Consider the following 14,269-nt stretch of genomic DNA (forward strand, 5'->3'; position numbering starts at 1 on the left):
CAAGAACGGCGGCATGAGGAGGCCCGTCGGAGTTGTTTAGCGACAGAAAGTTTCTGATAGAAAAAGGGGGAGTAGTACTCTTGCGATCTCCGCTGCTGCTTCCCCTTTTTGACAGCCCCTTAGGGCTAGTGAGGCTTGCTCGTTATACTACACCATCTTTCTCCTATTCAATTGGTGTTCCTACCTGCGCTTTCTCTTTCGTTGTGATTGTCTTGCAGCGAGCCTCACTGGCTCTGTGGGTCTGTTAACCACAGCTAACTTTTCGATAATAAAAAGTAAACTTAATCAACCCCAGTTGGGAGGTAAAGGCCATGAAGATCACGGTAGATCTACCTGAGGACGCTATAGAGAGAGCGTGTGGCTTCATCCGCTGTGACGGCGGCGAGAAGCAGGTCGTTGACATCTCTATAGTTGACGCTGAAGAAAACGAGCTCAACGGACTCATGTTCTACACCATTCATGAGTTGGCCGAGATCAACTGTGAGATCAAGTCTGACACTCCCAACACCTACCTGATTAAGACGGCACTAAGGAACCTGCTTGAAACCTACAGTGAGGCCCTCGATGAGGTCGAAGATGCGAGCAATCCAGCCGTTTTAGATAGCAGTGAAGTCGAGTGCAATTTAAGTGAACCGATCTCAGAGTAATTGTTATCTATCTTAAGAAAGGCGGAGATCGCAATGAGTACATGGAACGTGAATCTAACTGGAGTTATCGTCGCTACTGGCCCTGCTGTGCCGATGATGAAGTGGGAGGGGAATAAGCCGACCGACACCCCGCAGACCAACGCCGAGGGCGTGCCGCTGTACAAGATTCCCCTGCTTTACAAGCCTGAGGGTGCAGCCGACTACGAGAAGATCAGCGTCGAGGTGCCCAGCGCCAAGACACCTGAGACTATTCCTGACTTCACACCCGTTCAGGTTGCAGGCGCTAAGCTTCGTGTGAACACCTGGACTGACGGCAGCGGGAAAACCCGTCTCTCAGAGAAGCTAAGTGCTGCCTCAGTGAAGAGAGCCTAACAACGACATAGGGGGTCGCATGGGAACGTCTCCTGTGCGGCCCTTCTACATATGATGAAAGTGAGGCTCTAATGGCACTCCCTACGATCACGGGGCGTGAAACCATTGCGCCCTCGCGCACAACGAAAGTTCATTTGAAACCTCTCCCAGAGCCGCAAGGATTGATGGCCCTGCTGATGAGGCGAAAGCGCAAACCAACCCCCATTGACACCCTGGTTACCAACTTCTGGCACGGCCTCATGGCGCGTTATCGCACGTATCCGTGGGACAAATTCATGTCCATGGCTGCTCTGGATAACCTGGATGCCCTCGAAACGAAAACTATCTACCTCGATTCAGAGTGCATCCCTTCCCTAGAGGCCCTGAGGACGCTATGTAGCCTTGTTTACCCACAGGGCTTCACCGTTTCCCTTGTGCGGGTGCAGAACTCAATGGGAGACCTGGAAATACTCAGTAAAGAATAGGAGATAAGATCATGGCAGATAATTCACAACGTCCGAAGAATGACAACGACTATGGCCCTTTCAACAGGTTTGCATATGGCAGCGATCAGAGCGATCAACAGCCCAAGGAACTGTGGAAGCCACAGCGCACTTCCAACGCAACCACAGCCCTCATCGTTGCAGCCCTCGGCTTCTTAATCCTTTGGGCTATCGACTACGCTGCTCACGTTGACGCAGTGGCCCAACTAGGAATCGCCGTTCTCATCGACGCGCTGAAGTCAGTGCACGAGATAGTGGCGTTCCTGCTTTCCCCTGCATCCCTTGTCATCGGCATTGTTCTTCTCGTTGGAGGGATAGCCCTGGAGATGTGGGAGCAGACGAGAACCCCACCTCCAATGTACAGGGTGCGTGATGAACTCATCACCGCCCTCATCGACTCTGGCATATTGAAGCCTGATGTTGAGCGTATGAACAGCCAGATTCGCATATTCCCCTCAAGCCATTACGACAGACTTAACCATTGCTACTCATTGGAGTTTGAACTGAAGTCTGTAAAGGCAACTCCTGACCGCATGGAAAAACTGCAAGAAGGTCTTGCTAGCGCCTTTTACAAGGCCCAGGAGGTGGAACTGGAACCATCCAGGGATAAGCGAGGCAACCAGGTAGGCTGGCTGTTGCACGTCTTCTACGACGTAGACCCCTTCTCGAAGACCCTTGAGCAAAACAACCCCTTTGACGATGACCCGCTGGCCCCAGCGGACAAGGCAACGAGAATCAAGAAGATAATGAGAGCAGGTAGGTAACCATGACGAAGATAAACAAGTCCCAGGCCCTGAAGTACAAGGCAATGCGCGACCAGTACCGCAGTGAGCGCACCTCACTCATAGCAGAGCACAACGCCAGGATGGCAATGCTCATGAAGATGATCGATGAAGAATGCGCCTCCCATCACCGCAAACTCTCCTACCTGGAAAAAGAGTTTGAATTCAATGTTCAGAGCATCGGCATTGGAAATGAGGTGGCCTAGATGGATATGCTCGTTGGATATGACAAGATGCGCAATGAGGTGCGCATGGACATAAATGACCCCATGAGAATAGGTCTGCTAGCGTCCTCTGGCTCAGGCAAGACAACCCTCCTGCAGAACATCGTGCTCATGCTCTCACGTGAGTTGAGGGAAAGAGTGCAATTTCTTGGAATGGATCCGAAGTTGTCGTCTCTGACCTCGATAGAGCCGAGGTTCAGTGTGCCAGTGTTCACCCAGCCAGCGACCTGGCTCCCAACCATGAACAAGATCGAACAAATCATGAATGATCGTCTTGCGGAAATGAGAGCAAGAGGGTGGTCGAAGATCGACCCCATAAAGCACGGCCATGAGTTCCCGCAGATCATTGTTGTAGTGGAGGAACTTCCCTCCCTCATCAACAACAGTGAACTGAGCAAGAACGAGCAGAACGCTATTCGTGAGTGGTTCGGCTCCTACCTTCGCATGGCCCGAGCAGCGAACATGGGAATATTGGTTGCCTCCCAGACCTTTGATTCAAGTGTGACCATCGCCACCAGCATCCGCTCGCAGTTCAACATCAGGTTCATTGGCCGCTGTTCCCTTGGCGACGCGAATCTTTTCTGCGAAGGACAAACCGACAAGTGCAACGTACTGCGCCTCGCAGGCCCAGGAGAGTTCTTCTTTGCGCAAGATGACTTCAACCAGTGGGTAAGGTTTAAGACCTGGTATACCGATGAGGAACGCATTCGTACCATGGCCCAGGCCTACTCCGTTGACAACCGTGACATTGGCCTCGGATGGCGCGTCCATAATCCCTTTGAAGACTAACTAAAAAGTGCGGTAGGGCTATAGCGCTCAACCGCACTGCTACATTTAGTGAAATTCCAGGTCAACTGCCGAAAATAAGCTCTGGCAGACCTCTTTTCGACCCATTTGCTTATGTCATAAACGACATAATTAACACTGTTGACAGAGTGTCAAATGAAAGGAGCGAAAATGCAGGTCAACGCGGAATTCAATCAGCTATTCGATGCGCTAGTGCCAGCCCAGGGCAAGGCAGGAACACTGGGCGGTGAGTTATTACGGGCCACGGCCAGGCTCGGTTACCGTTACTTCAATGACGGCGATATGGTAGGCCGCGATTACGGCAATGAGACGTGCAATGCAGCAGCCAGGTTCATTGACGAGATGGTAGACCAGGACACTCCTATTCCTGGAATCATCGAATCACTCTGGATTGCCGATGGCCCCGCCTACGAGCAGCAGATCGTCACCCTCGTTGACGAGATCGTGTTCTATATCAAGCAACGCCCTTTGCTGATAGTGGAACCCTCTAACTTTGATCTGTTCAACTGGGCGAAAGTAGAGGATTACGAGTGGTTCGACCCTGAGGATGAGGAGTGGTAGCCATGGAGTTCAACACCACCTTCATGCGCGACTTCACCATCGCGGAGCAGTTCGGCACGGCAGCAGTGCAGGACACCTATGACAGGGTGTTCCAGCAGTGGCACGACGATTACCGCTATCTCACCGATCTTGTCATCGTGCTCAACCGCAAGCTGTGGGGTCATTGGGAGGTGAACCCAGACTCCTCCTTTACCGCACTCTACAACGAGCTGTGGTCAACGGCCAACGATTACGCACTAGACAACCTGAAGGGGCCTCAGCTGGCCTACTTCATTGACGCAGTGGACTAAGGAATTTCCTCAACACCGCTGGAAAGACATGGATAGCAGTTAGTAGAAGGTACATTGTTCTGTTTAGATTGGAGTAGTGCAGCTTAACGGAAGTTAACGGATCCGCACACTTCCCGCACACTTTGCTTGGGAAAAGAAAAAGGTCAGCACACTTGCAAGCGACTGACCTGGTGTTTCTTGGTCGCGGGGGGCGGATTTGAACCACCGACCTTCGGGTTATGAGCCCGACGAGCTGACCAGACTGCTCCACCCCGCAATGGGTTGCCTCAAAGGGCAAGGATATATATTACTCGCTCGGGTGCGGATTGCAAGACTCCGAGCGAACTTTGTCCCATTCGGCACAATTCCTGCACATGTTTACCGCCCCAATAGTCTCCACGGCAATTTGTCGCATCGCACACGAACGACCATTCTGCTCCGTGCTATGATGCCGCCTATGCTTACCTTCATCAAACAACACGGCATTCCCCTCTGGGTCTACAAGGCTTCGCTGCTTTTGGCGGCGGCTATCTGGGGCATGGGCACCGTGGTCATCAAATCCACGGTGGACGAGTTCCCGCCTTCCTGGCTCGTGGGCGTGCGCTTCACGGGCGCGGGTATTATCCTGGCGCTCTGCTGCCTGCGCAAGCTGCAAACACGCCTTGCCGACGCCGACGGCCGCGCCGGTCACGTGCGCGACGGTGCCATTCTGGGCGCGTTGCTGTTCCTGTCGTACTGGACGAACTCCACCGGCCTTACCGACACCACCGCTTCCAACAGCTCGTTTCTCACTACGCTGTACGTGGTGATCATCCCCTTCCTCGGCTGGTTCATCATTCGGAAGAAGCCCACGGCGTTCAACATCGTGGCGGCGCTCGCCTGCGTCGGCGGCGTGGCCTGCGTGGCCTACACGGGCGCTGGTGCCTTCTCGCTGCGCTTCGGCGACATGGTCACGCTGCTCTCGGCGCTGTTCCTCAGCTTGCACGTGCTGTACACAGCGAAGTTCGCGCCCGGCCGTTCCATGACGGTGCTCACGATCATCCAGTTCATCGTGGCGGGCCTTCTGGGCTTCGTCGTCGGAGCCATCACCGAACCTACCCCGAACTTCGCGAACCTCTCGCCCGACACCTGGACGAGCCTCGTCTATCTGACGGTCTTCGCCTCCTGTGTGGCCCTCGGCCTGCAAAACGCCGCCGTCGCCCGCGTCGATCCCGCCCAAGCGGCCCTCTTCCTCTCCACGGAATGCGTCTTCGGCGTCATCTTCTCAATTCTGCTGCTGGGCGAGACGCTCACACCCTCGCTATTCGCCGGCTTCGCCCTCATCTTTGTCGGCATCGTCATTAGCGAGTACTTGCCCCTGCGCGCCGAGCGCAAGCGCGAGCAACAACGAGAGGCACAAAAAGAAGCGTCGGCCCTCGAAGAGGCCGACGCCTTCATGCGCTAAAACCTGTAAAGATTCTTATCAGATTCCTCCGAAATCTGTAAAAATTTCTGTCAGATTCGCCCTACTCCCGGCCGTCCCAGCAGTAGGTGCAGATCTTCTCCGGGTCGATGCCGATGGCCTCGATCATGCCCTGGAGGCTCTGGTAGCTCAGGGAGTCGAAGCCCATGTCCTCGCAGATGGTCTTCAGCAGGCACTGGCCGCGCTCGGTGCTCGCGTCGGCGTACTCGGCCAGATGGTCCAGGCCCTCGTCGCCCTCAAGCTGATCCACCACGCGGCGGGCGATGAGGTCCATGTCCGACTTGCTGGACGAGAAGCTCAGGTACTTGCAGCTGTACATGATAGGCGGGCACGCGCTGCGCATGTGCACCTCGGCGGCACCCGAGTCGTACAGGAAGTTCACCGTCTCGCGCAGCTGGGTGCCGCGCACGATGGAGTCGTCCACGAACAGCAGCTTCTTGTCGCGAATGAGCTCGGGCACGGGCACCTGCTTCATGTTCGCGATCTTGTTGCGCAGATCCTGGTTGGCCGGCATGAACGAGCGCGGCCAGGTAGGCGTGTACTTGATGAACGGGCGGCCGAAGGGCATGCCGCTTTCCGTGGAGTAGCCGATGGCATGGGGAATGCCCGAATCGGGCACGCCGGCCACATAATCCACCTCGGGGCAGGCACCGCGGGCAGCCTCGTCGCGGGCCATGATGGCGCCGTTGCGGTAGCGCATCACTTCCACGTTCATGCCCTCGTAATTGGAATTCGGATAGCCGTAGTACACCCACATGAAGGCGCACATCTTCATCTCGTCGCGCGCCGGCGAGAGCACCTCCACGGCATCGGGCGTGAGCCGCACGATTTCCGCCGGGCCCAGCTCGTACTCGTCGTGGTAGCCCAGCTTGTGATAGGCGAAGGACTCGAAAGCCACGCAATGGCCGTTCTCGTCGGCCCCCACCAGCACGGGCAGACGCCCCATGAAGTCGCGGGCGGCGATGATGTCGCCGTCCTCGGTCATGATGAGCAACGTGAGCGAGCCGTCGATCTTCGACTGCGCGTACTGGATGCCGGAAACCAGGTCGTCCTTCTGGTTGATGAGCGCAGCCACCAGCTCGGTGGAATTCACCGCGCCGGAACTGAGGGCCATGAACTGGCTGTTGGCCTGGGCGAAATACTCGCTTACCAGGTCTTCGGCATTATTGATGGCGCCGATGGTGGTAATGGCGAACGTGCCCAGATGCGAGCGCACCAGCAGCGGCTGCGGGTCGGCATCCGAAATGCACCCGATGGCGCTCGTGCCGTGGAAGCGCACGATGTCGTCCTCGAACTTCGTACGGAAGGGCGTGTTCTCGATGGAGTGGATCTGCCGTTGGAAGCCGTCCTCGCGATCGCGCACGATCATGCCCGCGCGCCGCGTACCCAGATGAGAGTGATAGTCCACGCCGAAAAACACGTCCAGCACCACGTCGCGCTGGGAAACCGCACCGAAAAAGCCGCCCACAACATCCTCCGTCTCAGAAAGATTGACTGATAACGTCAGTATAAATGGTGCAGATGCGCGAATGTTGCCTGCCCGTTAAAAGGGCGAAAGAATCTACGAGACGCGCAGGTCACCGCGACCTGAGCCGCGACCGTCGCCGCCGCGTCGCCTTTCCCGAAAACCGAGCCCCTTGCGCCGGAGCGCCTATTCCACCACGTAGCGGCGCTTGCGCACCTCGGTCAACGCTCGCGCATCCAGCTGGCAGCCGATACCGCTCTCGTGCCCCGGAGCGTTCAGCGTGATGATGCCGTCGGGCGCCGTGTACGGCGGCGTCGTGAGGTCGATGTCGAAATAGCGCGCCGTCGCCCCCAAATCGCCAGGAATAACCACCCCGGGCAGCGTTTGGAAGGCGGCGTGCGCGAAACGCGAGATACCGGTGTCGTACATGCCGCTCATGCACACCTCGCGACCCTCGGTCAGCGCCCGGTGCACGAACTCCAACGCCGGCTGAATGCCGCCGAACTTGCCGATCTTCACCATGGCGCAGCGCAGTTCGGGATAATCGAACAGCCATGCCGCCTCGCGCCGGTTCACGAACGACTCGTCCACGCAGATGGGCATCGCCAGCGTGTGCTGGAACGACGCCAGACGCGAGAAAGCGTTCTCGTGGCGGCTCACCCCCGCCGCGCTCAGGTTCAGCGGCTCCTCGATCCAGCCGATGTCCAGCTGATCGTAGGCGCGCAGCTCGGCCATATGGTGCAAGCTGAAACTCTGGTTGGCGTCCAACGTAATCAGCAGGTGCGGAAAGGCCCGCCGCACCGCGCGCACGCTGGCCAGCCCCTTGCCCGGCGCCACCTTCAGCTTCACGCGCTGGTAGCCCTGGCGCACGCAGGCACGCACTTCCTCCACGGTCTGGGACGGCGTGCCCAGGCCCACTACCGCACCGCTGTACACCTGCCGCTGGGGCGTGCGCCGCTTCCGACCGGCCTTCCCCACGGGGGGCACGCTGCCGTCGCGGAAAGCCACCGCGCGGGTCAGGCGATCGAACTCCTCGCCGATGAGCATCCACAGCGGCTCCTCGGTGATCTTGCCGTACAAGTCCCAGCAGGCCATCTCCAGCGCGCTGCAGGCCATGGGATACTGCTCGGCCCCCTCGAGCGCGAGCAAATCGACCGACACCTCGCGCGGATGCAGATAGGTGCGCGCGATCAGCTGGGGCGCCAGCAGCTCGCGCATCACGCGCAGGTCGTCCTCCAGCGTTTCGGGCAGATACCAGTCGGTGTCGAAGGCCGTGCACTCGCCCAGGCCCACGCGGCCTTTCTTGTCCACCACTTCCACCAGAATAAGCTCGCGGTACGTAAGCGTTTCCTTGGGTGTTTTGAACGGCTTGGAAAACGGCAGGCGCACACGATGCAGTATCACGCGGGCAATATCGATATGCTGGCGGAACAGGCCCTCGCACGCCGTGCGGTCGATCTTGCCGATGCCGATGCGCGGCATCTCGTTCACGATGCAGATCTGCTCGGGAATGTACAGACGCGACAACCGTTTGGCCAAGGCACCGCGAATGGAGTCCACGCTGAGCGGCGGCGCGCCGGCCGACAGCTCCACCACCGCCGCGGGGCGGCGGCCCCACCGCGTATCGGGCACGCCGAACACATAGGCGTCGGAAATGCCGGGAATGCGCACGAGCGCGTCCACGATTTCCGCCGGATACACGTTCTCGCCGCCCGACACGAACATGTCGGCCGTGCGCTCGCGAATATACAGGCAGCCCTCGTGCAAAGCCGCCGTGTCGCCGGTGAGGAAGAAGCCGTCCACGGTGAACGTGGCCCGCGCGTTCACATAGCCGCTGACCACGCCCGGGCCGCGCAGGGCCAAACGTCCGAAGCCCTGCTCGTCGGGGTCCACGATGCGCGCCGAATAGCCAGGTAGCAGGCGCAGACCACCCGTGAACTGAGGCGTGATCAGCGTATTCGCCACCTGGCTTGAGGTTTCGGTCATGCCATAACTGGCATACACGCGCCCCTGGGCCGCCAGGGCGCGACGCACCGTGTTGGCGTTCAGGGGGCCGCCGCCCAGCAACACGCATTGGTACTGGTCCAGCGTTCCGGCCGGCTGCGACGACCCGGCGGGCGCAGCAGAACCCGCAGTGCCAGCCTTCGCCTTTCGGCCCTCTTTTTCCCAGGCCAACTGCACGTCCAGCATATCCTGCAGCATCTTATCGACCACCGAGATATGGGTGGCGTGCAGCTCGGCGCCGTCGGCCAGCACGCGCGCGGCGTCGAAATGCTCGTACAGGCGCAGCGACCAGCGGCTGCACACGCTGCGCACCAGCACCTGGAACCCGCCCACATGGAACAGCGGCAACACCCCCTGCCACAAACCGCGGCTACGCTGGTGTCCCACCAGCACCCGGTTCGAAGCTGCTGCGGCCTCCGTCAGGTTGCTCCAGGTAAGCTCGGCTCCCTTGGGCTTGCCCGTGGAACCCGAAGTGAACATAATCAACGCCCGCTGATCGGGATCGAAGATGTGCGCCGAGCGCTCGGCAAAATGGATAGCATCCTCCACCGATCCGCCCAGCGAGTCGTCCACCCGGCTGCCGCGCGACTCATTGCGCAGAAGCGAGTTGCACACCTGGTCGAACAGGCGCGGCGCCGACTCCTCGTCGATGCGGTAGGAAATGCGCACCCCGCAGCGCTCCAGTTCCAGCACGCGCGTCAGCTTCTCGGCCGAGGTCAGCCGGTGGTTCAGCGCCACCAGGCCGAACGACCCGTAGGCCGCCGCCAACGCCAAAAACACGTACATGGGGCAATTCGGCAAATCCACCGCCACCATGTCGCCGGGAAACACGCCCTTGTCGCGCAGGCGTCGCGCCAGCTGAGCCGCCAGCAGACGCGTTTGCCGGTAGGTGTAGGTCTTCTCCTCACCCGCCCGATCGACGTACGAGAGGAACACCGAATCAGGACGCGCCTGCGCCGTGCTCTCAAATATGTCGATCATAAACAGGTTCCATGCATCCTCGAAAAACAGCCAGCGGTACGAACAACCCGATCTTACGGGAACTTCGGGAACTGGGTGAAGTCGGGCTTGCGCTTCTCCTTGAAGGCGTCGCGGCCCTCCTTGGCCTCGTCGGTGGTGTAGTACAGAAGCGTGGCGTCGCCGGCCAGCTGCTGAATGCCCGCCAAGCCATCGGTGGCGGCGTTGAACGACGCCTTCATGAAGCGCAGGGCAGTAGGGGAGAACTGCATCATCTCGGCAGCCCATTCCATGCACTCGCGCTCCAGCTCATCGAAGGGCACCACCTTGTTCACCAGGCCCATCTCCAGGGCCTCGGCGGCAGTGTACTGACGGCACAGGTACCAGATCTCGCGAGCCTTCTTCTGGCCCACGATGGCAGCCAGATACCCCGCGCCGTAGCCGGCGTCGAAGGAGCCCACCTTCGGGCCCGTCTGGCCGAACTTCGCCGTATCGGCGGCAATGGTCAGGTCGCACAGAATGGAAAGCACATGACCGCCGCCGATGGCGTATCCGTTCACCATGGCGATGACGGGCTTGGGCACCACGCGAATGAGCCGCTGCAAATCCAGCACGTTCAGGCGCGGGATGTTGTCCTCGCCCACGTAGCCGCCGTTGCCGCGCTTTTTTTGGTCGCCGCCCGAGCAGAAGGCCTCGTCCTCGTGGCGGCCGCCGTGGTTCACGCCGGTCAGCAGAATAACGCCCACGCTGGCGTCATCGCGCGCCTCGGAGAACGCATCGTACATCTCCATCACCGTCAGCGGCGTGAACGCATTGCGGCGCTCGGGCCGATTGATGGAAATCTTCGCCACGCCGTCGCACAGCTCGTAGCGAATCTCGCGATATTCCTTGCCGACCTTCCAATCGTAGATGCTCAAATTCCCGTCCTTCCCACAGCCCCGAAGGGGGCGGTCATTTTTCCCAACCAGCCATGATACCCCAGATCGCGGGGAAATTGCCTACATTCCCTCGGTTTCGAAGCGCTTCTTTAGGGCTTCCTGGTGAATGGCGTGCTGCAGGGCCACTTCCTTGGACACCGTGCCCTCCTTCACCAGGCGATACAGGCTCTGGTCCATGGTGCGCATGCCGGCACCGGCCGAGCTGGCGATAACCGAGTCGATCTGGTGGGTCTTCTCCTCGCGGATGAGGTTGCGGATGGCCGGCGTGGCGGTCATGATCTCGAAGGCCGGCACGATACGTCCGTCCACCGTGGGCACCAGCTGCTGGGACACCACGGCCTGCAGCACCATGGAAAGCTGCATGCGAATCTGGCGCTGCTGGTTGGCCGGGAAGGCGTCGATGATGCGGTCGATGGTGCTGGCCGCGCCGGTGGTGTGCAGCGTAGAGAACAGAAGCTGCGCCATCTCGGCGGCGGTCATGGCCGTGCCGACGGTCTCCGAGTCGCGCATCTCGCCCAGCAAGATCACATCGGGGCTCTCGCGCATGGCGCTGCGCAGGGCCTCGGCGTAGGTGGCCACGTCCGAGGGAATCTCACGCTGGGTGACGATGCAGCCCTCGTGGCGATGCACGTACTCGATGGGGTCTTCCATGGTGATGATGTGGCCGCAGCGCGCCTTGTTCAGTTTGTCGATGATGCAGGCCAACGTAGTAGACTTGCCGGCACCGGCCGGGCCCGTCACCAGCACGAGGCCCTTCTGGAAGTCGGCACAGGCCATTACGTCGTCGGGAATGTGATAGTCGGCAGGATTGGGCAGCGTGAAGGGAATCACGCGGATGACAGCACCCAAGCTGCCGCGCTGGCGGAACACGTTCACGCGGAAGCGGCCCATGCCGGCCACGGCGAAGGAGAAGTCGTCATCGTGATTGTGGCCGTCCAGGAAGATGGCCACGTCGCGCCCGGAAAGCGTGTAGATGGCCTCCACCAGCGCCTTGGTATCGGCGGGCATGAGCGGCGCCATATCCATGCGAATCTGGCGGCCGTCGGCGGTGTAGGTGAGCGGAAGGCCGGCCACGATGAACACATCGGAGGCCTTCTGGTCGATCATTTGCTGCAGCAGTGTCTTCAGTTCCATGGGTTCGCTTTCTCCTCGCTTTAGCCGAGCCACAGGTTCTCGCCTGGGCCGTCGTTCATCCATTGGGTCGTGGTCTTCCATTGCTCGATGCGATAGGTGCCGTCGTCGTTCAGGTGCAGGGCGACATCCAAGGTGCGCCCGCTTTCCATTGAGAAGGTGGCGGAAACGATGCTGCCGTCGAACGTGCCCGAGACCGTGATGGGATCATCGGCGGGGCACACGACGACCTCCACCGTGTCGTCTGATGCGGCCGCACCGGAAAGGGTGTCGTCCTCGATGGCCTCGCCGGTGTCAGACGCCGTGCTGGCGGCCGCATCTGCCGTGGCGCCCGCCGTGCCATCGGCCGTCGCTTCCACGGGAGCATCCGCAGCCGCATCCGCCTCTGCCGAGGCGATGCCGTAGGCGGCCAGCACATCGGCCAGGGCATCGCCGCCCGACAGCAGCGCGCCGTCCACCTCGGCCACAAAGGTTTGGGCGGCTGTTTCCAACTGGTAGGTTTCCGTGGTGGTGGCGGCCTGACGCTCGGTAACCGACAGCTCGGCGCGAGCCGTGGTCAGCGAAAGCACCGAAAGCACCGCCAGGCACAGAATGATAATGAGGGTGAACAGGCCTATGGGGCCGATGCGCACCGATCCGTGGGGTTTAGCCATGGGACACCTCCCCCTCTGACGGTGCCTCGGGCACGTACACCGCCGTTTCCAGCGTGTACACCGGCTCGGCAGCGCGATCGGCCAAGGTCAGCCGATAGCGTCCGTCATCCCCCCGGGACGGCTCCACCGCCGTCACATCGGAAGCATGCCACACGGCAATGGACGCATGGTACAGCACTCCGGCCGCCGTCTCTTCGGGCTGCACGTCGCGCACCAGCACCAAGCTATCCTGGCGCACGATGTTGGGATCGTCGGCGTTGGCGTTCGATGCGAAGCTCTCGGCTGCCGTCAGCGGACTGGCCGCGAAGGTTTCCGCCGCATTGGAAGCCATGGTCATGGCACTCATCAGGTCGGCACTCTGCCGGCCGGCGACGTCGGCGTCGGCGTTCAGCTCCATCAGCACCGCCAGCGATCCCGTCAAGAACACCAGCAGCAATAGGGCCTCTACAATGAAAGCCGCCCCGGGCCATACGGTGCGCTCGGAACGACGGCGCCCCACATACTCGTGGTAGCGTTCCATGCGGCGGTCGCCGTCGGACGTTCCCTGCGCGTGAGTAGCCACGGCGTAGTCGGCCATGGAACGACGTGCATTTCCTCGGCTCATGCCCGATCACCTCCTCCGCTGCGCAGCGCCACCGACACCTCGCCGGCATCGGTGACTATGGTGAGCAGCCCGTTCTCGTAGGCGAAATCGAACACCGAGGAATCAACGATGGGCGTGGCCTTCTCGGGGTCGTAGGGCGCATCGGCCAAGGCGTACTCCTCCATGATAGTGCCGTCGTAGCGGTACAGTCGCGTCTCGTACACGCCGCTGGGCAGCGTTTCGCGCAGCACCAGGGCCGAACCTTCCAGCAGGTTGCTCTCCGACGCCTCGGCCTCCACCTGCGACGGCCCCAGGGCACCGCCCTCGGCCATGTCCATCAGCACGGCGTCCTCGGTCACCCAAGCGCGTGCCACGGCATCAATCTGATCGTTCGCCCGCACGTCGTTGGCTAAAAGCGTCAGCGACAGGCGCTGGTTGTCGGCAGCCTGGCCCTGCTGGTGCAGCACGCGGTACACGCCCGTGCCCGTAAGGATGGCCATCAGCAGCGCCACCACGAACAGCGCGAACAGAAGCCCCGTGAACACGCGGCCGAAATCATGCTCGCGACGCCGAGCGGCACCGCCAAAGGCCCTGCCCTGCGCGCTCATCGGGGCATCACCACCACGCTGGGCGGCACGTTCGAGGCGAAAGCCTCGTAGGTGACGGCGTAGTCGGCATGGTTCACGATAAGGCCGTAGTGCTCTTCCAAATACTGCAGCGACGAGGGGTAGGCGCCTTCCACGGCCGCGCATTGCATGGCCGCCTCAAGCACGGCGGTGCGCACCGAATGGGCGCCCTGGGCCTCGGTCTGCCCGTTGGCGGTGTCCCACGCGAGCCACAGCGTCACCGCGAGCACGCAAGCTGCCACCAGGGCGACTATCCGACGCGTGCGGCGCTTTCTCGCTTGGGCTGTCTTTCCGTGAATCATGGGG

17 protein-coding genes and 1 tRNA gene are annotated in these 14,269 nt (G+C 60.5%); 9 read left to right on the forward strand and 9 right to left on the reverse strand.

The window, feature by feature from the left end:
- The first annotated feature begins 311 nt into the window (after positions 1-311).
- The 8 genes from VIN30_RS01140 (at position 312) to VIN30_RS01175 (ending at position 4,165) form a co-directional block, all read left to right on the forward strand.
- Positions 312-647 (forward strand): hypothetical protein, encoded by a 336-nt coding sequence (locus VIN30_RS01140; protein ID WP_338208606.1) that lies wholly within the window; start codon positions 312-314, stop codon positions 645-647.
- Between the two features lie 33 nt (positions 648-680).
- Positions 681-1,019 carry a hypothetical protein gene (locus VIN30_RS01145; RefSeq protein ID WP_338208608.1) on the forward strand — a complete coding sequence of 113 codons (339 nt, stop codon included), beginning with the start codon at positions 681-683 and terminating at the stop codon, positions 1,017-1,019.
- Positions 1,020-1,090: 71 nt separating this feature from the next.
- Complete coding sequence (locus VIN30_RS01150; protein ID WP_338208610.1) at positions 1,091-1,483, forward strand: hypothetical protein; 393 nt, start codon at positions 1,091-1,093, stop codon at positions 1,481-1,483.
- Positions 1,484-1,494: 11 nt separating this feature from the next.
- A complete protein-coding gene (locus tag VIN30_RS01155; RefSeq protein WP_338208613.1) occupies positions 1,495-2,265 on the forward strand; it encodes a hypothetical protein in 771 nt (256 codons plus the stop codon).
- Between the two features lie 2 nt (positions 2,266-2,267).
- Positions 2,268-2,489 carry a hypothetical protein gene (locus VIN30_RS01160; RefSeq protein ID WP_338208615.1) on the forward strand — a complete coding sequence of 74 codons (222 nt, stop codon included), beginning with the start codon at positions 2,268-2,270 and terminating at the stop codon, positions 2,487-2,489.
- On the forward strand, positions 2,490-3,296 hold the full coding sequence (locus VIN30_RS01165) for an FtsK/SpoIIIE domain-containing protein (protein ID WP_338208617.1): 807 nt from the start codon (positions 2,490-2,492) through the stop codon (positions 3,294-3,296). It abuts the gene before it with no gap.
- A gap of 168 nt (positions 3,297-3,464) precedes the next feature.
- Positions 3,465-3,875 carry a hypothetical protein gene (locus VIN30_RS01170; RefSeq protein WP_338208619.1) on the forward strand — a complete coding sequence of 137 codons (411 nt, stop codon included), beginning with the start codon at positions 3,465-3,467 and terminating at the stop codon, positions 3,873-3,875.
- On the forward strand, positions 3,869-4,165 hold the full coding sequence (locus VIN30_RS01175; protein ID WP_338208622.1) for a hypothetical protein: 297 nt from the start codon (positions 3,869-3,871) through the stop codon (positions 4,163-4,165). The genes VIN30_RS01170 and VIN30_RS01175 overlap by 7 nt, the downstream gene beginning before the upstream one ends.
- Positions 4,166-4,343: 178 nt before the next feature.
- On the opposite strand, the gene VIN30_RS01180 is transcribed toward VIN30_RS01175, so the two are convergent.
- Positions 4,344-4,421, reverse strand: a tRNA-Met gene (locus VIN30_RS01180).
- 180 nt (positions 4,422-4,601) lie between these two features.
- Between VIN30_RS01180 and VIN30_RS01185 the strand changes: the two genes are divergently transcribed.
- Positions 4,602-5,588 (forward strand): DMT family transporter, encoded by a 987-nt coding sequence (locus tag VIN30_RS01185; RefSeq protein ID WP_338208624.1) that lies wholly within the window; start codon positions 4,602-4,604, stop codon positions 5,586-5,588.
- A gap of 61 nt (positions 5,589-5,649) precedes the next feature.
- Here the strand turns inward: VIN30_RS01185 and VIN30_RS01190 are convergent, their stop codons facing one another.
- The 8 genes from VIN30_RS01190 to VIN30_RS01225 all read right to left on the reverse strand — a co-directional run bounded on the left by VIN30_RS01190 (position 5,650) and on the right by VIN30_RS01225 (position 14,265).
- The gene (locus tag VIN30_RS01190; RefSeq protein WP_338208626.1) at positions 5,650-7,074 is read right to left on the reverse strand and encodes an amidophosphoribosyltransferase; all 1,425 of its coding nucleotides are present in this window, start codon (positions 7,072-7,074) and stop codon (positions 5,650-5,652) included.
- Between the two features lie 183 nt (positions 7,075-7,257).
- A complete protein-coding gene (locus VIN30_RS01195) occupies positions 7,258-10,056 on the reverse strand; it encodes an AMP-binding protein (RefSeq protein ID WP_338208628.1) in 2,799 nt (932 codons plus the stop codon).
- A 53-nt stretch (positions 10,057-10,109) separates the two neighbouring features.
- The gene (gene menB, locus VIN30_RS01200) at positions 10,110-10,949 is read right to left on the reverse strand and encodes a 1,4-dihydroxy-2-naphthoyl-CoA synthase (protein WP_394355782.1); all 840 of its coding nucleotides are present in this window, start codon (positions 10,947-10,949) and stop codon (positions 10,110-10,112) included.
- An 81-nt stretch (positions 10,950-11,030) separates the two neighbouring features.
- A complete protein-coding gene (locus VIN30_RS01205; RefSeq protein ID WP_338208630.1) occupies positions 11,031-12,104 on the reverse strand; it encodes a type IV pilus twitching motility protein PilT in 1,074 nt (357 codons plus the stop codon).
- A gap of 20 nt (positions 12,105-12,124) precedes the next feature.
- Entirely contained in the window at positions 12,125-12,754 is a 630-nt protein-coding gene (locus VIN30_RS01210) for a hypothetical protein (RefSeq protein ID WP_338208632.1), read from the reverse strand.
- Positions 12,747-13,358, reverse strand: coding sequence for a hypothetical protein (locus tag VIN30_RS01215; protein WP_338208634.1), 612 nt, complete (start codon positions 13,356-13,358; stop codon positions 12,747-12,749). Before VIN30_RS01215 ends, VIN30_RS01210 begins: the two co-directional genes overlap by 8 nt.
- On the reverse strand, positions 13,355-13,945 hold the full coding sequence (locus VIN30_RS01220; protein WP_326424749.1) for a DUF4860 domain-containing protein: 591 nt from the start codon (positions 13,943-13,945) through the stop codon (positions 13,355-13,357). Before VIN30_RS01220 ends, VIN30_RS01215 begins: the two co-directional genes overlap by 4 nt.
- Positions 13,942-14,265 (reverse strand): hypothetical protein, encoded by a 324-nt coding sequence (locus VIN30_RS01225; protein ID WP_326424750.1) that lies wholly within the window; start codon positions 14,263-14,265, stop codon positions 13,942-13,944. The genes VIN30_RS01220 and VIN30_RS01225 overlap by 4 nt, the downstream gene beginning before the upstream one ends.
- Between the last annotated feature and the right edge of the window lie 4 nt (positions 14,266-14,269).

The organism is Adlercreutzia wanghongyangiae (assembly GCF_035989245.1).
GTDB lineage: Bacteria > Actinomycetota > Coriobacteriia > Coriobacteriales > Eggerthellaceae > Adlercreutzia > Adlercreutzia wanghongyangiae.